The organism is Blautia sp. An46, from assembly GCF_002161645.1.
Classification (GTDB): domain Bacteria; phylum Bacillota; class Clostridia; order Lachnospirales; family Lachnospiraceae; genus Blautia; species Blautia ornithocaccae.
The window spans coordinates 41,157-64,389 of sequence record NZ_NFIF01000019.1 but is presented as its reverse complement, the minus strand read 5'-3'; the positions used below and the strand labels follow the sequence as shown (position 1 = coordinate 64,389).

Annotated in this window: 16 protein-coding genes; 4 read left to right on the top strand and 12 right to left on the bottom strand. The window is 46.2% G+C overall.

Going from position 1 to position 23,233, the window contains the following annotated elements; genetic code table 11:
* Positions 1-31: 31 nt before the first annotated feature.
* Genes B5G00_RS14475 through B5G00_RS14465 form a run of 3 tightly spaced genes read left to right on the top strand, consistent with a single transcriptional unit; the run spans position 32 to position 4,083 of the window.
* Entirely contained in the window at positions 32-511 is a 480-nt protein-coding gene (locus tag B5G00_RS14475; protein ID WP_087273981.1) for a complex I 24 kDa subunit family protein, read from the top strand.
* A complete protein-coding gene (locus B5G00_RS14470; protein WP_087273979.1) occupies positions 508-2,382 on the top strand; it encodes an NADH-ubiquinone oxidoreductase-F iron-sulfur binding region domain-containing protein in 1,875 nt (624 codons plus the stop codon). The genes B5G00_RS14475 and B5G00_RS14470 overlap by 4 nt, the downstream gene beginning before the upstream one ends.
* A gap of 12 nt (positions 2,383-2,394) precedes the next feature.
* Positions 2,395-4,083: a [FeFe] hydrogenase, group A gene (locus tag B5G00_RS14465; RefSeq protein WP_087273976.1), complete on the top strand. Its 1,689-nt coding sequence runs from the start codon at positions 2,395-2,397 to the stop codon at positions 4,081-4,083.
* 97 nt (positions 4,084-4,180) lie between these two features.
* Here the strand turns inward: B5G00_RS14465 and B5G00_RS14460 are convergent, their stop codons facing one another.
* The 10 genes from B5G00_RS14460 to tgt form a co-directional block, all read right to left on the bottom strand.
* Entirely contained in the window at positions 4,181-5,416 is a 1,236-nt protein-coding gene (locus B5G00_RS14460) for a DUF1015 domain-containing protein (RefSeq protein WP_087273974.1), read from the bottom strand.
* A gap of 162 nt (positions 5,417-5,578) precedes the next feature.
* Positions 5,579-6,742, bottom strand: coding sequence for a phosphoglycerate dehydrogenase (locus tag B5G00_RS14455; protein WP_087273972.1), 1,164 nt, complete (start codon positions 6,740-6,742; stop codon positions 5,579-5,581).
* Between the two features lie 2 nt (positions 6,743-6,744).
* Positions 6,745-7,827, bottom strand: a complete 1,083-nt coding sequence (gene serC / locus B5G00_RS14450) for a 3-phosphoserine/phosphohydroxythreonine transaminase (protein WP_087273970.1) — start codon at positions 7,825-7,827, stop codon at positions 6,745-6,747.
* A gap of 154 nt (positions 7,828-7,981) precedes the next feature.
* A complete protein-coding gene (gene ilvB / locus B5G00_RS14445; protein ID WP_087273968.1) occupies positions 7,982-9,664 on the bottom strand; it encodes a biosynthetic-type acetolactate synthase large subunit in 1,683 nt (560 codons plus the stop codon).
* 20 nt (positions 9,665-9,684) lie between these two features.
* Positions 9,685-11,355, bottom strand: coding sequence for a dihydroxy-acid dehydratase (gene ilvD, locus B5G00_RS14440; RefSeq protein ID WP_087273966.1), 1,671 nt, complete (start codon positions 11,353-11,355; stop codon positions 9,685-9,687).
* 24 nt (positions 11,356-11,379) lie between these two features.
* Positions 11,380-12,462: a 3-isopropylmalate dehydrogenase gene (leuB, locus tag B5G00_RS14435; protein WP_087273965.1), complete on the bottom strand. Its 1,083-nt coding sequence runs from the start codon at positions 12,460-12,462 to the stop codon at positions 11,380-11,382.
* Positions 12,463-12,998: 536 nt separating this feature from the next.
* On the bottom strand, positions 12,999-13,892 hold the full coding sequence (gene sdaAA, locus B5G00_RS14430) for an L-serine ammonia-lyase, iron-sulfur-dependent, subunit alpha (RefSeq protein ID WP_087273963.1): 894 nt from the start codon (positions 13,890-13,892) through the stop codon (positions 12,999-13,001).
* A gap of 14 nt (positions 13,893-13,906) precedes the next feature.
* On the bottom strand, positions 13,907-14,575 hold the full coding sequence (gene sdaAB, locus B5G00_RS14425; protein ID WP_087274031.1) for an L-serine ammonia-lyase, iron-sulfur-dependent subunit beta: 669 nt from the start codon (positions 14,573-14,575) through the stop codon (positions 13,907-13,909).
* 111 nt (positions 14,576-14,686) lie between these two features.
* Positions 14,687-14,965, bottom strand: coding sequence for a preprotein translocase subunit YajC (yajC, locus tag B5G00_RS14420; protein ID WP_442856347.1), 279 nt, complete (start codon positions 14,963-14,965; stop codon positions 14,687-14,689).
* A 157-nt stretch (positions 14,966-15,122) separates the two neighbouring features.
* The gene (tgt, locus tag B5G00_RS14415; protein ID WP_087273959.1) at positions 15,123-16,259 is read right to left on the bottom strand and encodes a tRNA guanosine(34) transglycosylase Tgt; all 1,137 of its coding nucleotides are present in this window, start codon (positions 16,257-16,259) and stop codon (positions 15,123-15,125) included.
* 316 nt (positions 16,260-16,575) lie between these two features.
* On the opposite strand from tgt, the gene B5G00_RS14410 reads away from it, so the two are divergent.
* Positions 16,576-20,823 carry a 2-hydroxyacyl-CoA dehydratase gene (locus B5G00_RS14410; protein WP_087273957.1) on the top strand — a complete coding sequence of 1,416 codons (4,248 nt, stop codon included), beginning with the start codon at positions 16,576-16,578 and terminating at the stop codon, positions 20,821-20,823.
* 66 nt (positions 20,824-20,889) lie between these two features.
* On the opposite strand, the gene B5G00_RS14405 is transcribed toward B5G00_RS14410, so the two are convergent.
* Both B5G00_RS14405 and ung read right to left on the bottom strand, forming a co-directional pair.
* Complete coding sequence (locus B5G00_RS14405; protein WP_087273955.1) at positions 20,890-22,530, bottom strand: putative polysaccharide biosynthesis protein; 1,641 nt, start codon at positions 22,528-22,530, stop codon at positions 20,890-20,892.
* A gap of 5 nt (positions 22,531-22,535) precedes the next feature.
* Complete coding sequence (gene ung, locus B5G00_RS14400) at positions 22,536-23,219, bottom strand: uracil-DNA glycosylase (protein ID WP_087273952.1); 684 nt, start codon at positions 23,217-23,219, stop codon at positions 22,536-22,538.
* Between the last annotated feature and the right edge of the window lie 14 nt (positions 23,220-23,233).

The window sequence follows — 23,233 nt, the reverse complement described above, 5'->3', positions numbered from 1 at the left end:
TTTACAATCACGAACAAGGAGGTACTAATGCATGCTCGACCAAAGCTACTACGAAAAAGCCGATGAGATCATTGACTACTATGGACGGAAAGCAAGTTCTCTGATTCCCATTATGCAGGATATCCAGGGAGAATATCGTTATCTTCCCGGAGAACTTCTCACTTATGTAGCCAAGGAAATCGGCGTGACAGAGGCCAAGGCCTACAGTGTTGCAACCTTTTATGAAAACTTTTCTTTTGAGCCAAAAGGAAAATATATCATCAAGGTCTGTGACGGAACTGCCTGTCATGTGCGTAAATCTATCCCTATCCTGGAGGCCCTGCAGAAAGAGCTGGGACTGAGCCGGAAAAAGCATACCACAGACGATATGCTGTTCACTGTAGAAACTGTGTCTTGTCTGGGCGCCTGCGGACTTGCTCCTACCCTGACAGTAAATAATGAAGTCCATCCTTCCATGACGCCTGAAAAAGCTCTGGAACTGATCACAGAACTGCGAGGTGACAATGTATGATAATTGAAAACAGAGACGCTCTGTTAAAAGAGCGGGAACTTGCCCAAAAAGAAATCGATTCCTTTGACTGCCGTATTCTGGTATGTGCAGGAACCGGCTGTGTTGCTTCCGGTTCAGAAAAAATCTATGAAAAAATGAAAGAATTATGCCAGGATTTACCTGGAGTATCTGTAGAATTCCAGAAAGATGTTCCTCACATCGGTACCGTAAAGACCGGATGTCAGGGAATCTGCGAATTAGGACCATTGGTGCGTATTGAGCCTTTACACTATCAGTATGTAAAAGTAAGCGAAGAAGACTGCCTGGAAATCTTCCAGCGAACAGTGCTGAATAAAGAGCCTGTGGAGCATCTGTTCTATAAAAAAGGCGGACAGTCTTACGCCTCACCTGATGAGATTCCTTTTATCGCTAAGCAGACCAGGATTGTTTTGGAAAACTGTGGAAAATTCGATGCAGAATCTCTGGATGAATACATAGCTTCCGGTGGATATGACGCCCTGACAAAAGCTCTTTTTGATATGACTCCGGAAGATGTTCTGGAAGAAGTAGACAAGTCCAAATTAAGAGGCCGTGGAGGCGGCGGTTTTCCGGCAGGAAGAAAATGGAAACAGGTAGCTGCCCATAAAGAAGAGCCTGTGCATTACATCGTCTGTAACGGCGACGAAGGAGACCCTGGCGCATTCATGGATGGAAGCGTAATGGAAGGGGATCCCTACCGTCTCATCGAAGGTATGACCATAGGGGCCTATGCCACTGCCTGTCATGATGGCTATATCTATGTACGTGCAGAATATCCCTTATCCGTAGCCCGTTTGCGCAAGGCTATCCGCCAGGCAGAAGAAAAGGGGCTTTTGGGAGAGAATATCCTGGGAAGCGGCTTTTCCTTCCGCCTCCACATCAATCGGGGAGCCGGTGCCTTTGTATGCGGCGAAGGTTCTGCACTTACCGCCTCTATCGAAGGCGACAGAGGTATGCCCCGTGTGAAGCCTCCCAGAACTGTAGATCATGGTCTCTGGGCGAAGCCTACAGTTTTAAATAATGTTGAAACCTTTGCCAACGTGCCTGGCATTATCTTAAAAGGCGCTGACTGGTTCCGCACTATCGGAACAGAAGGCAGCCCGGGAACCAAGACCTTCTCCATTACCGGAGCTATTGAAAATACTGGTCTTATCGAAGTTCCCATGGGTACTACCCTCCGGGAGATCATCTATGATATCGGAGGAGGCATCAAAGGGGGAGGAGACTTTAAAGCTATCCAGATCGGCGGCCCCTCAGGAGGATGTCTTACCAGTGAACATCTGGATGTAGGTTTGGATTTTGACAATGTTAAGAAATACAACGCTATTATGGGTTCCGGCGGTCTGGTTGTCATGGATGAAAATACCTGTATGGTGGAAGTGGCCCGTTTCTTTATGAGCTTTACCCAGCGGGAATCCTGCGGTAAATGTGTTCCCTGCCGTGAGGGAACCAAGCGCATGCTGGAAATTCTGGAACGGATCGTAAACGGGGAAGGAAAGTTGGAAGATCTGGATACTCTGGAAGAGCTGGCTGCTATGGTCAAAAATATGGCTCTGTGCGGTCTTGGAAAGAGCGCTCCTCTTCCTGTTATCAGCACTTTAAAAACCTTCCGTAAGGAATATGAAGAACATATACTGGAACACAAATGTGCGGCAAAGAGCTGTACGGCTATGCGCAAGTACATTATTAATCCGGAATTCTGTAAAGGCTGCGGCAAATGTGCTAAGAACTGTCCTGTAGGCGCCATTTCCGGTGTGCGCAAACAGGCCTACCACATCAATCCGGATGTATGTATCAAATGTGACGCCTGCCGTGAAAACTGTGCATTTGATGCGGTATACGTTGAATATTAGGAGGGATAATTTATGGGATTTATGACAATAGACGGCAGAAAAGTTGAATTTACAGACGAGAAAAATGTCCTTTCTGTCATTCGGAATGCCGGTATCAATCTGCCTACGCTTTGCTATCATTCAGAAGTGTCCACTTTCGGCGCCTGTCGCTTGTGTACTGTAGAGGATGACAGAGGAAGAACCTTTGCCTCCTGCTCTGAGGTGCCGAGAGACGGCATGGTGATCTATACCAACTCCGGCAAAATAAAAAAATACAGAAAACTGATCGTAGAGCTGCTTCTTTCCGCCCATTGCCGTGACTGTACTACCTGTGTAAAAAGCGGCGAATGTGTGCTTCAGGACCTGGCTCACAGAATGAATATCACCACAGTTCGATTCCAGAATACCAGAGAGATCCGTCCTCTGGACACCAGTTCTCCTGCATTAGTCCGTGATCCTAATAAATGTATTCTCTGCGGTGACTGTGTCCGTGCCTGCAGCGAAATTCAGGGATTGGGTGTTTTAGGCTTTGCTTTCCGAGGCACTGATGCCATGGTTATGCCGGCCTTTAATAAGACTCTGGCTGAAACGGACTGTGTAAGCTGCGGCCAGTGCAGGGTCTACTGTCCTACAGGCGCTATCAGCGTAAAGACCCACATGGATGAAGTATGGGAGGCCATTGCCGACCCCGATACCCGGGTAGTTGCACAGGTAGCTCCTGCTGTCCGGGTAGCCGTAGGGGACGCTTTCGGACTGGACAAGGGTCACAGTGTTATGGGCAAACTGGTAGCTGTACTCCATCGTATGGGATTTGACGAGGTATATGATACAGCCTTTGCCGCTGACCTGACCATCATGGAAGAATCCAAAGAATTCCTGGAACGTCTGGGACAGGGCGACAAACTTCCTCTCTTTACCTCCTGCTGTCCGGCATGGGTAAAATTCCTCTGCGACCAGTATCCGGAATATAAAGATAATCTTTCTACCTGCCGTTCTCCTCAGGGAATGTTCTCCGCAGTTATGAAAGAATATTACAGAGGCTATGAAAAAAATCAGGGCAAAAAGACCTTTGTGGTTTCCATTATGCCCTGTACTGCAAAGAAGATGGAGATTCTCCGTCCCAACAACTTTACAAAAGGTGAGCAGGATACCGATGTGGTCATCACTACCACAGAAGTTATCCGCATGATCCGCAACTCCGGCATTGAGTTTGCTACCCTTGTGCCGGAAGCCTGTGACATGCCCTTTGGTTTCGGTTCCGGGGCTGGCGTGATCTTTGGCGTAACCGGTGGTGTTACGGAAGCTATGCTTCGCCGCTTTGCTGACAAACATGACAAGGCTACTATGGACTCTGTAGCAGAGGCCGGAGCCAGAGGCGATGAGGGAATCAAAGAATTCTCCGTTACCTACCAGGGAATTCCTCTTAATGTCTGCGTAGCCAGCGGTCTGGCTAATGCCCGGACAGTTATGGAAAATATCAAGAGTGGAAAAAAACATTATCATATCGTAGAGATCATGGCCTGCAGAAGAGGCTGTATCATGGGAGGAGGACAGCCCCCAAGAGCTGGCAACCGCACTAAATCCGCCAGAAGAGACGGCTTGTATCAGGCAGATAATGTTACCAGCATCCGGAAAGCTGATGAAAATCCGCTGATTCTTTCCCTCTATGACGGTCTGTTAAAGGGCAAAGTGCATGAACTTCTTCATGTAGACAGCTATTAAATCAAACGATAGGCAGCAGGTCTTTGAAACTGTCTGTTATAATAAAAAGGAGCGGGACTCTGGTTTCACAATCCAGAATCTCCGCCCCTTTTCTTCGTTATATCCTGTGGATAAACAGGCCGCTTCTCAGCTTCGGCTCAAACCAGGTAGACTTTGGAGGCATGAGCTTACCCTCATCTGCCACTTTCACCAGTTCTTCCATACTGGTGGGATAAAGGGTAAAGGCAGCTCCATCTGTCTGGTCTGCCTCCTGCTCCAGTTCCTGGAGGCCTCGGACCCCGCCTTCAAACCGAATTCTGGGGTCTTCCTTGGGATTATGTATTCCCAGGACCGGTTCCAGGAGATAATCCTGAAGAATCGATACATCCAGGCTTTTTACAGAATCAGAAGAACGATATTCTTCCTTTATTTTCAGATTATACCAGGATTTTCCCACATAAAGACCAAAAGTACCTTTTTTCTCAGGCTTCACCGGTGAGTCTCCGTTTTCCTTTACGAAAAAGTATTTTTCCACCTCACTTAAAAACTCTTCTCTGGTTTTTCCTGCCAAATCTTTCACCACGCGGTTATACTCAATAATACGCAGCTCATCCCAGGGAAAAAGTACACTCATGAAATAGTTAAAAGGCTCTTTTCCTGTATACATTGGATTCTTTTCTCGCTGTTTCTGGGCAATCTTTACTGCTGCCGCCGCTCTGTGATGACCGTCAGCAATGTAGATACTGTCCATTTTTCCAAAAAGCTTCTGGATTTTTTCTATCACATTTCCCTGATATATGACCCAGACTTTATGGCGCACTCCATCCTCTGCCAGGAAATTATAAGAAGGGTAGCTCCGTTTCCGTATATCCAGAAGTCTTCGAAGTTCCGGGTCAGGACGATGGGCCAGATAAATAGGCCCTGTCTGGGCCTGACATCCCTGGATATGACGGATTCGGTCCAACTCCTTTTCCGGACGGGTATTTTCGTGGCATTTGATCACATGGTTCAAATAGTCATCCACAGACACACAGGCAGCCACCCCTGTCTGAACATGTTTTCCGTTATCAAGTTCATAGATATAGTAGCATTCTTCCATGTCCTGGCATAAGTCTCCTTTATCCAGGAGTTCCCAGAGATTATCTCCGGCTTTTTTGTAGACTTCCGGACTGTACATGTCTGTCTCATCAGGAAATTCTGTTTCCGGACGGTCAACCCGCAAAAAGGACAGGGGATGTTTTTTAATCTCTTCTCTGGCTTCCTCTTTGGTCACCACATCATAGGGAAGGGCCGCGATTTCTGCCGCTTTCACTGCCTGAGGCCGAATTGCGGAAAATGGTTTTACTACTGCCATAAAAACCTCCTAATCCTTGTGAATTTTCAATTTTTCAAGGAATTTTATCGTTTTGCCGATTCTTTTACGGTTCCTCCTTATAGAACCAAACAGTGTTTTTGCTTTCTTCATCTGTTTCAGCTTTCTTTGAAAAGATGTTTTCGTTTTCATTACTACCCCGTTTTATTTTACAATACGAACTCTGTATACGCCTTTAATGTTCTTTAAGGCTTTTGCCACCTCTTTGGAAATAGGGGAGGATACGTCGATCATTGTATAAGCGTAGTCTCCCTTACTCTTATTAGTCATATTTGAAATATTCACTCCGGCATCTCCCAAAGCTTTTGCAAACTGGCTGATCATATTTGGGATATTTTTGTGATTGATCGTCACACGCCCCACATCTACACAGGCTCCTGCATCGCAGTTGGGATAGTTTACGGAATTTTTAATATTACCGTTTTCCAGATAATCCATAAGTTCCTGGACCGCCATTACAGCACAGTTGTCCTCAGACTCTTCTGTAGACGCTCCAAGATGAGGGGTCACCAGGGTGTTCGGTGTGCTGGCCACCAGAGGATTGGCAAAGTCTGTCACATATTTCTTTACTTTTCCTTCCCGGAGGGCTTCTGCAAGAGCCTCCTCATCTACCAGCAGATCTCTGGCAAAGTTCAGAAGGACCACGCCCTCCTTCATCTGAGCGATTTCGTCTCTTCCGATCATATTTCTGGTACTGTCCATAAGAGGCACATGTATGGTTATATAGTCGCAGTCACGGTAGATCATATTCACATCATTGATATGATGGATGCTCCTGGACAGGCTCCAGGCTGCATCTACAGAAATAAAGGGGTCATAGCCGTAAACTTCCATGCCAAGATGAACTGCTGCGTTGGCTACTCTCACGCCGATGGCTCCCAGGCCGATGATTCCCAGCTTTTTCCCGCTGATCTCACAGCCGGCAAATTTTTTCTTCTGCTTTTCTGCCTTCTTGGCAATATCCTCAGAAGCCTCCTGCTGTTCCAGCCACTCAATACCGCCTACAATATCTCTGGAAGCTAAAAGCATACCTGCAATGACCATTTCCTTTACGCCATTGGCGTTTGCACCGGGAGTGTTGAAAACAACTACGCCCTTTTTAGCCATTTCCTCCAGGGGGATATTGTTTACGCCTGCTCCGGCTCTGGCTACAGCTACGGTCTTATCTGCAAGCTCCAGGCTGTGCATATCTGCACTTCTTACCAAAATAGCATCTGCCTGGGCAAGTTCCTCTGTATTCTCATATTTTCCCGGAAATTTCTCCAGGCCCACCGGTGAGATGGGATTTAAGCAATGATACTGAAACATGATCATCCATTCTCCTTTTCAAAGTTCTTCATAAAGTTCACAAGGGATTCCACCCCTTCTACCGGCATAGCATTGTAAATGCTGGCTCTCATGCCGCCTACAGTCCGGTGTCCCTTCAGATTTTCAAATCCTGCTTCCTGGGCTTCTTTTACAAATTTGGCGTCCAGTTCCTTATTTCCTGTGATAAACGGTACGTTCATAAGGGATCGGTCTTCCGGCACCACTGTACCTTTAAACAGGCTGCTGGAATCCAGGAAATCATAGAGGATTTTCGCTTTTCTCTCATTGCGCTCTTTCATTGCAGAAAGGCCGCCCATTTTCTTCAGCCATTTAAATACTTTGCCGCACATATAGATACAGTAGCAGTTTGGCGTATTGTACATTGAGCCTGCGTCAGCATGGGTTTTAAAAGTCAGCATAGTAGGCGTTCCCGGCAGAACATCCTCGGTGATCAGGTCTTCCCGGATAATGGAGATTACCATGCCTGCAGGGCCGATATTTTTCTGTACTCCGCCATACAGAATGCCGTATTTGCTCACCTCTACCGGTTCGGAGAGGAAACAGGAAGATACGTCTGCTACCAGGGTTTTTCCTTTTGTATTTGGAAGCTTTTTGAACTTTGTTCCATAGATAGTATTGTTCTCACAGATATATACGTAATCCGCATCAGGACTGATGGGAAGGTCAGAACAGTCCGGTATATAAGAATATGTTTTATCTTCGGAAGATGCGATTTTATTTGCCTTTCCGTATTTCTGGGCTTCCTGCCATGCCTTTTTTGCCCACTGGCCTGTAACAATATAATCTGCCACCCGATTCTTCATAAGGTTCATGGGAATCATGGCGAACTGCTGGCTGGCTCCTCCCTGAAGAAACAGTACCTTATAATTTTCCGGAATTTCTAGCAGGTCTCTTAAGTCAGACTCAGCTTCCTGGATAATGTTTTCAAACATTTTGGAGCGGTGGCTCATCTCCATAACGGACATTCCGCATCCCCTGTAATCCAGCATCTCCTCTGCTGCTTCTTTTAAAACTTCCTCCGGCAGTACTGCCGGACCTGCTGAAAAGTTATAAACTCTGCTCACGACTCTTTCCTCCTCTTAGCTTTATTATAAAAGAATGAGGTGCCGCAGTCTCTCATGACTTGCTGCTGCGTCACCTCATATCTACGTGCTGTACTTATTCTAATCCTTTGATATATTTTTGTCAATAAAAACATCTGTCTTTTTCAGGAAGACATTAGTTGTCCGTTTTCAGATCCTCTGCATCAAAGGCGTCTTCAATGTTGGCTCCCGGTGACACCATAGGGAATACCTTATCATCACTGTCAATCACGCAGTCGATCAGAACTGTGGTGTTTAAATCAATAGCTTTGCGGATAGCGCCTGGAAGATCTTCCTTCTTTGTGACCCTTATACCTACAGCTCCCATGGCTTCTGCCAGCTTCACATAGTCTACTTTATCCTGAAGTATGGTATTGGAATACCGTTTTTCATAATAAAGAGTCTGCCACTGGCGCACCATGCCCAGGACCTGATTATTGATGATCACCTCCACCAGAGCCATATTGTTTCTGGTGGCTGTTGCCAGTTCATTCATATTCATACGGAAACATCCGTCTCCTGCCACATTAATGACTACCTTATCCGGATTTGCCATCTTGGCTCCAATAGCTGCTCCCAGGCCATATCCCATAGTGCCTAAGCCACCGGATGAAAGAAAAGTCCTTGGATTCTTAAATTTATAATACTGGGCCGCCCACATCTGGTTCTGCCCTACCTCTGTAGTGATAATGGCATCTCCCTTGGTCTGTCTGTACAGCTCTTCGATGACTGCCGGACCTGTAAGGCCCTGAGGATTATAAGTAAGAGGATATTTTGCCTTCAGGCCTTCGATTTCTTCTATCCATTCCTCATGTTTTGCCGGCTGTACCATAGGCAGAAGCTGTCTCAGCACTTCCCTGGCGTCTCCAATAATACGGCAGTCCACTAAAACATTTTTATTAATCTCTGCTCCATCCACATCAATATGGATGATCTTGGCATTCTTTGCAAAATTTTTGGCATTTCCAATTACACGGTCAGAAAATCGCACGCCTACAGCTACCAGAAGATCACATCTTGTAACGCCCAGATTGGAGGTTTTGGTTCCGTGCATCCCCAGCATACCTGTGTAGTAGGGGTCCTCTCCTGAGAAAACACCTTTCCCCATAAGGGAATCTGTCACTGGTGACTGTATCTTATAAGCCAGTTCCCGGACTTCTTCCCAGGCATTGGAAGCTACTGCCCCTCCGCCTACAAAAATATATGGCTTTTTCGCTTTATTGATCATATCTGCTGCTGTCTGAAGATCTTCCTGTGTGATTTCCTCTACAGATGGCTTCACTTCCTTTGGAACAGCAGGGATAAACTCTGTTTTATTCGCAGTCACGTCCTTGGTAATATCTACCAGAACAGGGCCTGGCCTGCCTGTTTTTGCGATTCTGAAAGCTCTTCTGAGTGTCTTAGCCAGAGCTGCCACATCTTTTACAATAAAGCTGTGTTTTGTAATGGGCATGACCACTCCTGCAATATCTACCTCCTGAAAGCTGTCTTTTCCCAACAGGGGGAGACCAACATTACAGGTAATAGCCACCAGCGGGATAGAATCCATATGGGCTGTAGCGATTCCAGTAACCAGATTGGTAGCTCCCGGACCACTGGTAGCCATGCACACGCCTACCTTTCCTGTAGAACGGGCATAGCCGTCTGCCGCATGGGCGGCTCCCTGCTCATGGGATGTCAGGACATGATGGATTTCATCCTGATGTTTGTATAATTCATCATATATATTCAGGATGGTACCTCCCGGGTAACCAAAGACCGTATCCACCCCCTGTTCTTTCAGACATTCAATAACAATTTCCGCTCCTGTAAGCTGCATAGAAATCTCCTCCCCTTTTTCTATCTTTTTGGTACCTCCAGTACAGCTCCTCTGTTTCCGCTGGTCACCATAGCTGCGTATCTTGCCAGATAGCCGGTAGTCACCTTCGGCTCTCTAGGCTGCCATTTTTCTTTTCTCTTAGCCAGTTCTTCTTCTGAAACTGCCAGTTCCAGTTTATTTTCCGGAATATTGATCCGGATCAGATCTCCTTCTTCTACCAAAGCAATGGGGCCGCCCACTGCTGCTTCCGGAGAAATATGTCCGATAGAAGCTCCTCTGGAAGCTCCTGAAAACCTTCCGTCTGTGATGAGAGCAACGGAAGAGCCCAATCCCATTCCCGCTATCGCTGAGGTTGGATTCAGCATTTCTCTCATGCCAGGGCCGCCTTTTGGTCCTTCATAGCGGATGACTACCACATCTCCAGGCACGATTTTGCCGCCTTTTATAGCGGCAATGGCGTCTTCCTCACAGTCAAAGACTCTGGCAGGACCTTCATGTACCATCATTTCCTCACATACAGCACTTTTCTTTACTACTCCTCCGTCAGGAGCCAGATTTCCTGTAAGCACAGCCAGTCCTCCGGTCTGTGTATAAGGATTGTCAACCGGGCGGATAACCTCTGGATTTCTGTTCACACATCCTTCAATATTTTCTCCTACGGTCTTTCCTGTTACTGTGATGCAGTCCAGGTTCAGCAGGTCTTTTTTTGCCAGCTCGTTCATTACTGCATAAACTCCTCCAGCCTCGTTAAGGTCCTCAATATAAGTGGGGCCTGCTGGGGCTAAGTGACAGAGATTGGGGGTCTTCTCACTGATTTGGTTAGCAAAAGTAATATCAAAATCCCAGCCGATTTCATGGGCGATAGCCGGCAGATGGAGCATACTGTTTGTAGAGCATCCCAGGGCCATATCTACCGTGAGGGCATTTAAAATAGCCTCCTTTGTCATAATATCTCTGGGACGGATATTCCTTCTGTACATTTCCATAACCTGCATACCAGCATGTTTTGCCAGTTTAATACGCTCAGAATATACAGCAGGAATGGTTCCATTTCCTTTCAGTCCCATTCCCAGGACCTCAGTCAGACAGTTCATACTGTTGGCGGTGTACATTCCGGAACAGGAACCACAGGTAGGACATACTTTGTTTTCAAATTCTTCCACTTCCTCTTCTGTCATAGTCCCTGCACTGTAAGAACCTACTGCCTCAAACATGGAAGAAAGACTTCTCTTCTGTCCGTGAACTCTTCCTGCCAGCATGGGGCCGCCGCTTACAAATACTGTTGGAACATTAATCCTGGCTGCTGCCATCAGCAGTCCGGGTACATTCTTATCACAGTTAGGCACCATGACCAAAGCGTCAAACTGATGGGCCATAGCCATAGCTTCTGTGGAATCTGCGATCAGGTCTCTGGTAACCAGAGAATATTTCATGCCGATATGGCCCATGGCAATGCCGTCGCACACAGCAATAGCCGGGAACACAATCGGAGTTCCTCCTGCCATAGCCACTCCCAGCTTCACGGCTTCTACGATTTTATCCAGGTTCATATGTCCCGGTACAATCTCATTATATGAGCTGACAATTCCCACCAGAGGCTTGGATAATTCCTCTTTTGTCAGTCCCAGTGCATTAAATAAAGAGCGGTGGGGTGCCTGCTGCATCCCTGTTTTTACGGCGTCACTTCTCATAATCTCTTTTCCTTTCTATGTATACTATATGCGTTCTGCGATCAGATCTCCCATTTCTTTTGTGCCGACCTCTTTCATGCCTTCTGACATAATATCCACCGTACGGTATCCTTCTTTCAGCACCTGCTGTACCGCTGCCTCCACAGCGTCTGCTTCTTTATCCAGGTCCAGGGAGAACCGAAGCATCATAGCCGCAGAAAGAATAGTGGCAATGGGATTTGCGATTCCTTTTCCGGCAATGTCCGGAGCAGAACCATGACTGGGCTCATAAAGGCCAAACTTTGTCTCGTTCAGGCTGGCAGAAGAAAGCATTCCAATAGAACCTGTGACCATGCTGGCTTCGTCAGATAAAATATCTCCAAACATATTCTCTGTAAGAATCACATCAAACTGTCCCGGATTATGTACAAGCTGCATAGCACAGTTGTCTACCAGCATATGCTCCAGGGTAATGTCCGGATAATCTGAAGCCACCTCTTCCACCACTTTTCTCCAGAGTCTGGAAGAATCCAGCACATTAGCCTTATCCACACTGGTAACTTTCTTTCTTCTCTTTCCTGCAATTTCAAAGGCCTTTACAGCAATTCTGCGGATTTCTTTCTCGTCGTAGGTCAGGGTGTCAACAGCTTTTCTCACCCCGTTTTCTTCTACCGTCTTTCTTTCTCCAAAATAAAGACCTCCTGTCAGTTCCCGGACAATGATCATATCAAATCCGTCTCCTATAACCTCTTCTTTCAAAGGGCAGGCGCCTTTCAGCTCCTCATATAAATAAGCAGGCCTCAGATTCGCAAAAAGATTCAGAGCCTTTCGGATAGCCAGGAGACCAGCCTCCGGTCTTTTGGAAGGTTCCAGCTTATACCAGGGAGAAGTTTTGGCATCTCCGCCGATAGACCCCATCAGCACTGCATCAGAACTTTTTGCAGTATCAATAGCTTCCTGGGTAAGAGGCACTCCACAGGCATCAATGGAAGCTCCTCCTAAAAGAACCTCTTCATAATTAAATTTATGCCCGTACTTTTCGCAGACCCTGTCTAATATTTTTTTAGCCTCGCCTACGATTTCCGGGCCAATCCCATCTCCGGGAATCAGAGCAATTTTATATTCCATAACTGATGTTCTCCTTTCCTATCCTTATCTCAATGTGCAAAGAGCCAAAGTGTAATTAGTAATATGATAATCCTTTTCTAAGTACAATTCAAGTCATAATACGATAACCAGCTATGAATTTTCGTTATGCCTTCCATTCTTTTCAGAGGATTTTCCATACATTCATACTTTTTTATCAGACTTTAGAAATCCTTTATTTTCCAGACACAGAGCCGTCACAATTATCCCCTATACTCATAAGTGTTCAGAAAGAAGACAGCGGCTGCACAGTCTGAAGCTGTTGTGGCCGCCGGGCTTCGCCAAAAAGTTCTCCTGCCTTACCGGCAGGTTTATATACAATATTTTTTCTCCTTTCTTTCCCAAATGCGGGGCTTTCCCCCTTTGGGAATTTTTTTGTGCCGTAAGGTCGGAACAGGTATCTCTTTTCTTGCTCAGCCTGCGCTCCCTTGAGTCTTACGTCTCAAGAGATGCTCGGCAAATTCGCAGAAAAGAGATACCTGTTCCTACGTTTCTGGCAATCCTATGAGCCTTATGTCTCAAGGGATGCTCGGCAAATTCGCAGAGAAAATCTCACAGACCCGGGCGCAGGCGGCGGGGGTCTGGGCGCAGCCGCCCAGGGCGCTTTCCCTCAGTTCAAAGGGGAGGCTCCTTCCTACGTGATACATGGCCTCTGCCATCTGGTCAAAGGGTATTACCTGGGTAATTCCTGCCAGAGCCTGCTGGGCACAGATCATAGCGTTAGCCGCCCCTACGGAATTTCTGTTCTGACAGGGGGCTTCTACTAAGCCTCCGATTGGGTCGCAGACCAGGCCCAGAAGATTTGCCAGAGCACCAGAAGCTGCATGGAGACACATGGCTGGGGTCCCTCCCATAACCTCTACAGCGGCAGCGGCAGCCATTGCAGAAGCTGCTCCTACCTCTGCCTGACAGCCTGCTTCGGCTCCTGCCACTGAAGCATTCCGCATAAGCAGATATCCTACTGCTCCTGCAGTATACAGACCCTTTATGATTTCTTCATCTGACAGATCATATTCCTCCTGAAGAGCCAGAAGCACCCCTGGCACTACCCCGGCGGAACCTGCCGTAGGCGCGGCTACGATAACGCCCATAGATGCGTTTACTTCCAATACAGCCATGGCATAGGTAATGGCTTTTGACATCAGGCCCCCACAGACACTTCTGCCTTTCTCCTGATATTCCTTCAGCTTTTTCGCTTCTCCTCCGATCAGGCCTCCAATGGAAGGCACTGGATCTTTTAATGGCTTTCTGGCAGACTCTTTCATGATTTCCAGAGCCTTTTTCATTTTTTCTTCTACTTCTTCCTGAGTAATGCCTGAAAAGTCTGCCTCTCTCTTTTTCATAACCTGGGAAATGGGCAGTTTTTCTTTTTCACACAGCTTTAACAATTCTGTTCCATGATTAAAATCCATTTTTCTCTCCTCCTCTAAAGCTGTACCAGCATAATGTCAGAAACCAAAGGATTTTCTTTGATCTTTTCCGGAATGTCTTCAGGTATCTTTTCATCGGATTCCACCACTGTATAGGCAGCAGCCCCCTTTTCTTCTCGAAACAGCCGCATAAAGGCAATATTCACCCCAGCTTCGCTCAGGACCTTGGTAATATGAGCCACTACTCCAGGCTTATCTGTCTGACTGACGATCAAGGTGCTGTATTCTCCTGTAAAATCCACAGAAATATTATTCAGCTTCACGATTTTAACCTTTCCCCCTCCTAAAGATTCTCCCCGGACGAAAAGCTTCTCTCCCTTTGTTCCCTCAATATCCATGTCTGCCGTATTGGGATGGATACCATCTGTCTCTTCTGAAGTTGTAAAGGTAAATGCAATCCCTGCTTTTTCTGCCAGTGAAAGAGAATCCCGTATTCTCAGATCGTCCGTCTCAAAGCCCAGCATGCCTCCCATCAAAGCCCGATCAGTGCCGTGTCCCCGATAGGTTTTTGCAAAAGAACCATAGAGGGTAAAATCTACCTTTCTGATTTCTCCGGGAAACAGCTTTCTGGCCAGAAGGGCCATAGAAGCTGCACCTGCTGTATGAGAGCTGGAAGGTCCTACCATATTTGGACCGATTACTTCAAATAAACTGATAAACGCCATAATTAACCTCCGGATATGAAAAAAGACTGCTGCATCCACATATATCAAGATATATTCCAGACTAATGTAAATGCAGCAGCCGCAAGTTTTCATTCTTATTCTTCCATTTTTTTATTCTGCTATTCCATCGCTTGCTTTTTCCACTTCTGCGATAGCGGATTTTCTCATGGGAATTCTGCAGTTTCTGTTATTTCCGAATTCAACGATCACGTCTTCCTCAGTAATATTGATCAGGACTCCATAGAAGCCGCTGGTAGTCACTACTGTATCTCCTACTTCCATAGCGGCCAGCATATTCTTTACTCTCTGCTGTTCTTTCTTCTGCGGTCTCATGATCATGAAATACATTAACAGAAAAAATACCGCAAGAGGCAATACCAGACTCAGCATTGCACCGGCACCGCCTGCTGTTGATGTTGATAATAACATGTTGCTTCCTCCTAAAACTAAATACTAAACTTTCTCTGCCCACAAATAGACACTATGGCTATCATACACAATTTTTCCTTTTTCTTCAAGTCTTTTCTGGGATTTTTCGCAAATCCCTTCAGTCCCTGGGACCTGCAGCCATACCTGCCAGCTTCTGCGCCTTATATTCCTCATATCTTCCCTGGTCCAGAGCATCCCGGATTTCTTCCATCATGGTATTATAAAAATAGAGATTGTGGAGCACACAAAGGCGCATTCCCAGCATTTCCTTTGCCTTCAGCAGGTGGCGGATATAAGCTCTGCTGTAATGCCGGCAGGCAGGACACTGACAGCCTTCCTCAATAGGCCTGGAATCCAGCTCATATTTTGCATTAAATAGATTGATTTTGCCAAAGTTTGTATACACATGGCCATGGCGTCCGTTGCGGCTGGGATATACGCAGTCAAAAAAGTCCACGCCTCTTGACACAGCTTCCAGAATATTGGCCGGCGTTCCCACACCCATGAGATAAGTTGGCTTATTTACCGGAAGATGAGGAACTACACTGTCCAGTATCCGGTACATTTCCTCATGAGTCTCTCCTACAGCCAGACCGCCTACAGCATAGCCGTCCAGATCCAGTTCTGAAATCTCATCTGCATGAGCGATACGAATGTCATCATAAACTCCTCCCTGATTAATTCCAAAGAGAAGCTGATGAGGATTCACCGTATCCTCCAGGGAATTCAGCCGGGCCATCTCTTCCTTGCACCGCTTCAGCCAACGGGTAGTACGGGCCACAGAATTTTCCACATACTTCCGGTCCGCCTTGCTGGGCGGGCACTCATCAAAGGCCATGGCAATAGTAGAGCCCAGATTGGACTGAATCTGCATACTTTCTTCCGGACCCATAAAAATCTTTCTTCCATCTACATGAGAATGGAAATAGACCCCTTCTTCTTTAATCTGTCGGAGCTTTGCCAGAGAAAAAACCTGGAATCCACCGGAATCCGTAAGAATAGGGCGGTCCCAGTTCATAAACTTATGCAGTCCTCCGAGCTGCTTCACTACCTTGTCTCCTGGTCTTACATGAAGATGATAGGTATTGGAAAGTTCCACCTGGGTCTTTATCTCATGGAGGTCCATGGTAGATACTGCTCCCTTAATAGCGGCAGCTGTTCCCACATTCATAAAGACCGGAGTTTCAATTGTTCCGTGTACGGTTTCCATCCGGGCTCTTTTAGCCCGTCCTTCCTGTTTCAATACTGTATACATAAATTCTTTCCTCTTCTTACTTTATTTTTACATCTTTTCTTTCTCTCAGAAAAAATAGTCTGTAACATTAGAGAATCTGACCAAAAATAGTCCTGTTTCTTCCTATTACCCGACCATTCTATCATATGGGCTTCTCAAAGGCAATGGCTGACAAATATTTGTAATTGTTTTTTTTCATACTTTGTCGTATAATGTACTGTGATTTTTCACAAACAATAAAAATAGGAAGAAACCCAAAAACAAAGCCAAAGCCCACGAATTGCTGCATGCTTTGAGACTGGGCTTTTAAAGTAAATTAAGAGGAGGTCTTCTGACTATGTCAGCAGATAATACAATGAAGCAAACTCTATACCCATTAGGTATCGACATTGGCTCCACCACTGTAAAAATCGCAGTATTAAACGAGCAGCATGAGCTGCTGTTTTCTGATTATGAGCGTCATTTTGCCGACATTCAAAATACTCTGGCAGAGCTGTTAGATAAGGCTTATCAGGAATTAGGTGAAATCCAGGTATCCCCTGTGATCACCGGTTCCGGAGGTCTGACCCTGGCTAATCATCTGGAGGTTCCTTTTGTTCAGGAAGTTATCGCCGTATCCACTTCTCTTCAGGAAATGGCTCCAAAAACAGATGTTGCCATTGAGCTGGGAGGCGAAGACGCCAAGATCATTTACTTTGAAGGAGGCAACGTAGAACAGCGCATGAACGGCATCTGTGCCGGCGGTACCGGTTCCTTCATCGACCAGATGGCGTCTCTCCTTCAGACAGACGCTCCAGGGCTGAACGAATATGCAAAAAATTATAAGGCCCTTTATCCCATTGCAGCCAGATGCGGTGTTTTTGCCAAAACAGATATCCAGCCCCTGATCAATGACGGAGCTACGAAAGAGGACCTGGCTGCTTCCATTTTCCAGGCAGTGGTAAATCAGACCATCAGCGGTCTTGCCTGTGGTAAACCTATTCGGGGACATGTGGCTTTTCTGGGCGGTCCCCTTCACTTCCTTTCCGAGTTAAAGGAAGCCTTTATCCGTACCTTAAAACTGGATGAGGAGCATACCATTGTTCCGGAAAATTCTCATCTGTTTGCAGCCATCGGCTCTGCTCTTAATGCAAAGCCAGAAGCTCAGGGAATTTCCGTAACTGCCATGAGAGACCGGCTGAAAGCTTCCATAAAAATGGATTTTGAGGTAAACCGTATGGAGCCTCTCTTTGCCACAGAAGAGGATTATGAAGAATTTAACCGCCGCCAGAGCCAGTACAATGTAAAGACCGGCGATCTTTCTACATATGAAGGAAACTGCTACCTGGGCATCGATGCCGGCTCTACCACAACTAAGGCAGCCGTAGTAGGGGAAGACGGAACTCTGCTTTACTCTTTTTACAGCAACAATAACGGAAGCCCTCTGGCTACCTCTATCAAGGCTATCCAGGAAATCTATTCCCAGCTTCCAAAAGGCGCCAAAATCGCTTACTCCTGTTCCACTGGATATGGAGAAGCCCTTATCAAAGCGGCTCTCATGCTGGATGAAGGAGAAGTAGAGACTGTGGCCCACTATTATGCTGCATCTTTCTTTGACCCAGAAGTAGACTGTATCCTGGACATCGGCGGTCAGGATATGAAATGTATCAAAATCAAGAATCAGACTGTAGACAGCGTACAGCTTAACGAGGCATGCTCCTCAGGCTGCGGTTCTTTCATAGAAACTTTTGCCAAATCCTTGAACTACAGCGTTCAGGACTTTGCCAAGGCTGCTCTCTTTGCTGAGCATCCCATTGACCTTGGAACCAGATGTACAGTATTTATGAACTCCAAGGTAAAACAGGCACAGAAAGAAGGAGCTTCTGTGGCAGATATCTCCGCCGGACTGGCCTATTCTGTCATTAAGAATGCTCTTTACAAAGTTATCAAGGTTTCGGATGCCTCAGAACTTGGAAAACATATTGTGGTCCAGGGCGGTACATTCTACAATGATGCCGTACTCCGCAGTTTTGAAAAAATCGCAGACTGCCATGCCATCCGTCCGGATATTGCAGGAATCATGGGAGCCTTTGGTGCCGCTCTCATCGCCAGAGAACGGTACGAACGTGGAAAAGCCACCACTATGCTCCCAATTGAAAAAATCAATACACTGGAATATAAGACTACCATGGCCAACTGTAAAGGCTGTACCAATAACTGCCGTCTGACCATTAATAAATTCTCCGGCGGACGTCAGTATATCTCCGGCAACCGATGTGAGCGGGGTATTGGAAAAGAAAAGAATAAAGACCATATTCCCAACTTATTTGAATACAAATACAAGAAACTCTTCTCCTACACGCCTCTCTCTGAGGACAAGGCCGTGAGAGGAAAAGTAGGTCTTCCAAGAGTTCTGAATATGTTTGAAAACTATCCTTTCTGGTATACCTTCTTCACAAACCTGAAGTACCAGGTAGTTTTATCTCCTACCTCTACCAGAAAAATTTATGAGCTTGGCATTGAGTCCATTCCCAGTGAATCTGAATGTTATCCGGCCAAGCTGGCCCACGGTCATGTAAGCTGGCTGATCAAGAAGGGCGTTAAATACATATTTTATCCCTGTATCCCTTACGAACGTCCGGAATTTGAAGATGCTGTAAACCATTACAACTGCCCCATTGTTACTTCTTATGCTGAAAATATAAAGAACAATGTGGATGAATTAAAAGATCCGGATATCCGGTTCCACAATCCTTTCCTGGCTCTTACCAGTGAAGAGGCGGTCACCCAGAGACTGGTGGAGGAATTCCCGGATATTCCTGAAGAAGAAGTCCGCCATGCAGCCAGAGAGGCCTGGCTGGAAATGGACCGGTGCAGAAAAGATATTATGCGCAAAGGTGAAGAGACTCTGAAATATCTGGAGGAAACAGGAAGGCGTGGTATCGTTCTGGCAGGACGTCCTTACCACATTGATCCGGAAATCCACCACGGTATCCCGGATTTGATCAATTCCTATGGACTGGCTGTGCTGACAGAGGATTCTATTTCTCATCTGGCGCCTATTGACCGCCCTCTTCGTGTCAACGACCAGTGGATGTATCATACAAGACTATATGCTGCCGCCAACTTCGTAAAGGAAAAAGAGAATCTGGACCTGATCCAGTTAAATTCTTTCGGCTGCGGTCTGGATGCAGTAACTACTGACCAGGTAAATGAAATCTTATCCGACAGCGGCAAGATTTATACCTGTTTAAAAATCGATGAAGTAAATAACCTGGGTGCAGCCCGTATCCGTATCCGCTCTCTTATTGCTGCAATCCGCAATAAGGAAAAACAGCATGAAAAGAGAGACGTTGTTCCTTCTTCCATTGAAAGAGTACCTTTCACAGAGGAAATGCGGAAGAATTACACCATCCTTTGTCCTCAGATGTCACCTATCCATTTCTCCATTCTGGAGGCTGGCTTCAGTGCCTGCGGATATAATCTGGAGGTACTTCCTAATGATAACAAAGAGGCTGTAGATGTAGGTCTGAAATACGTAAACAACGATGCCTGCTATCCTTCCCTTATGGTAGTGGGGCAGATTATGCAGGCCCTGTTATCAGGAAAATACGACTTACATAAGGTTGCCATCATCATGTCCCAGACAGGAGGAGGCTGCCGTGCTTCCAACTATATCGGCTTTATCCGCCGTGCCCTGAAAAAGGCAGACATGGACTTTATTCCTGTAATCTCTATTAACTTAAGCGGTCTGGAAGAAAATCCCGGCTTTAAGATTACGCCAAAACTGGCAATCCGTCTTGCCTACGGAGCTGTATTCGGAGATATCCTGATGAAGTGTATCTACCGCATGCGTCCCTATGAGAAGGTAAAGGGTTCTGCCAATGCCCTGCACAAAAAATGGGAAAAGAGATGCAAATTCTTCCTTTCTGGAAGACACGCCTCTTTTGCTCAGTTTAACCGTATCTGCCGGCAGATGATCCGGGAGTTCGATTCTCTGCCTATTACAGACGAGAAAAAGCCAAGAGTTGGAATCGTAGGAGAAATCCTGGTAAAATTCCTTCCTGCTGCCAACAATTATCTGGCAGAACTTCTGGAAAAGGAAGGAGCTGAACCTGTATGCCCAGACCTTATCGACTTTATGTGCTACTGCTTCTACAATCTGAACTTCAAGTCTAACTATCTGGGCTTTAAGAAAACTTTGGCAAAAGAAGGAAATCTGGGGATTGCCGCTATTGAATTTGTAAGAAGTGCAGCCAATAAAGAGTTTGCCAAGAGTAAACATTTTACCCCTTCCGCCAAGATTTCAGACCTTGCGAAAATGGCAGAGCCTATTGTATCTCTGGGCAATCAGACCGGAGAGGGTTGGTTCCTGACAGGGGAAATGATGGAACTGATCCATGGAGGCACTCCCAATATTGTGTGTATCCAGCCTTTCGGCTGCCTGCCGAACCACATTGTAGGAAAAGGCGTTATCAAGGCCATCCGCAAGGATTATCCGGAGGCCAATATCGTAGCCGTGGACTATGACCCAGGCGCCAGTGAAGTAAACCAGCTGAATCGTATCAAGCTGATGCTCTCCACGGCCTTCAAGAAATTGAGTTAAGTATCTCTAAAAAAATCCCGTGAAATCCAGGCTTTTCAGCTTTGGATGCTCACGGGATTCGTCCATCTATCTATTCAGTATATGAAGCTTTTCCCCGATTTCTGCCAGCTTTCTTCCTCCAGGAAGTCCTGCCAGGTCTTCCTCCTTTGGATTAGAGATAAGCAGATAAATCAGGAAATAAATACATGCAGCAATTCCTATGGCAGGTATAAGAGCGATCAGATTTCCTCCTGGAAGATTTCTTGTAAGGAAATACACGCCTCTGTACACCAGAAATGTTGCCGCTCCCATAGGCAAAGATGCCAGGAAAGGCATCAGATAAGCTTCTTTCCATGGGTTCCTGTAGTCCAATTCCTTCCGCATAGACATATGGTTCAGAATGCACATCACCAAAGCATAAGCGATCATTGCGATAGGGATACTGTAAATTCCAAGATTTGTAGCAAACATCAGCACTACCATGACCACAATGTCCACCACCAGAGCTGCTGCCGCATGAATCATAGGCAGATGGGCCTTCCCGATACCCTGAAGGACGCCATTGGAAATATTGGACATTCCGTTCATGATCACTGTAACAACGCCGATCATCATCAGATATCCTGCCACTCCGTCTGTTGCAGGAAACAGCAGTCTGGTAATGGGGCCTGCCAGAACAAACAAACCTACCGAACAAGGTATCGAAATAAACATGCTCAGCCAGGTTGCCTTGTTAATCTTTTCCTTGGCCTCTTTGATATTTCCTGTGGCGTATGCACCAGAAACTTCAGGCAGCATAGAAGTAGGCGCCGTACTGGCCAGCGTCAGAGGGATATTGATCAATGTCATAAAATATCCGCATTCTGCATATAAGCTTTCGATAAGACTGCTGTCCAATCCCTGCATACCTGAAATCTGGGAATAAATCCGGCTGTTCAAATAAGTATTTACATTATATAAAAAAGAGCTGAGGATAATAGGGGACACTATCAAGATGATATTCTTCATTACAGAAGAATAACTCTCATTTACAGATACTGTATCCTTCTCTATTTTCTTCCCAATAATCTTTCTGTTGACCCAGTAAACCAGAAGCATAAAGATCAGGGCCGTAGCCACTCCTGCTCCGGTTCCCATGGTAGCCCCCGCCGCACTCCAGCTTCTCAGCACGTCTGTTTCCGCATCGGCGAAGTAATTCACCATAAAGTTTGCCATGACCAGGGCCACTACTGCCACTGCGATCTGCTCAAAAATCTGTGACAGAGAAGTTGGCAGCATATTCCTGTATGCCTGGAAATATCCACGGAAAACTCCCAGAATACCAGACAGGAAAATAGTCGGTGAAAGGAACTGAAGGGCCAGTCTTGCATTGGCCATACTATCCGGTATAAGGATAGGCGCTCCTACCACACAAAAAATCGCAACTACGCCGCCTACGATCACAGCGTAAAGAAGGGCTCCTTTAAAAATCCTCTGAGCGTCTCTGTATCGTTTAAAGGCAATCCTCTCTGCCATAATCTTTGACACTGCCTGAGGGATGCTGTAAGAAGCGATCATCAGAAGGATCAGGTACACATTCTGTGCAAAACTGAAGCACCCGAAGCTCTCATTCCCAAGTGTGGCTGAAAGAGGACTTTTATAGATCAATCCGATAATCTTAGATACCAAAGCCGCCACCATAAGGAAAGAAGCATTTTTTAATAAAGTATTGTCATTTTTCTTTTCCATGTATCTTAGTTCCCCTGTCTGTTTTCTATCTGCCAGTCAATAGGCTCCAATCCGTGCTCTTTCAGGAAAGCATTGGCCTTGCTGAAATGCCGGCAGCCAAAGAATCCCCGAAAAGCAGAAAGGGGACTGGGATGAGGGGCCTCAAGGATAAGATGTCTGGGATTATTCAGCATGCTTTTTTTCATCTGAGCAGGCCTGCCCCAGAGCATAAAGACTATAGGCCTGTCCTGCTCATTCAGCACCCGGATAGCCGCATCTGTAAAGTCTTCCCAGCCAATTCCTCTGTGAGAATTGGCCTGATGAGCCCGGACAGTCAGGACTGTGTTTAACAGAAGCACTCCCTGCTGGGCCCACTTTATCAGATAACCATTATCCGGGATATAACATCCGCAATCGTCATGAAGTTCCTGATAAATATTTACCAGAGAAGGAGGAATTTCCACCTCCGGTTTCACAGAAAAGCAAAGCCCGTGGGCCTGTCCCTCATTATGATAAGGGTCCTGCCCTAAAATTACTACTTTCACCTGATCCAAAGGAGTCAGATGAAAGGCGTTAAAAATATCATCAGGGGCGGGAAAGATCCTTCTTTGCTGATATTCCTGCCCCACTTTTGTAAATAATTCTTTATAATAGGGTTTCTTAAACTCCGGCTTTAACGCCTCAAGCCATTGTCCCTGTAAAGGCGGCATATTCCATTCCTCCT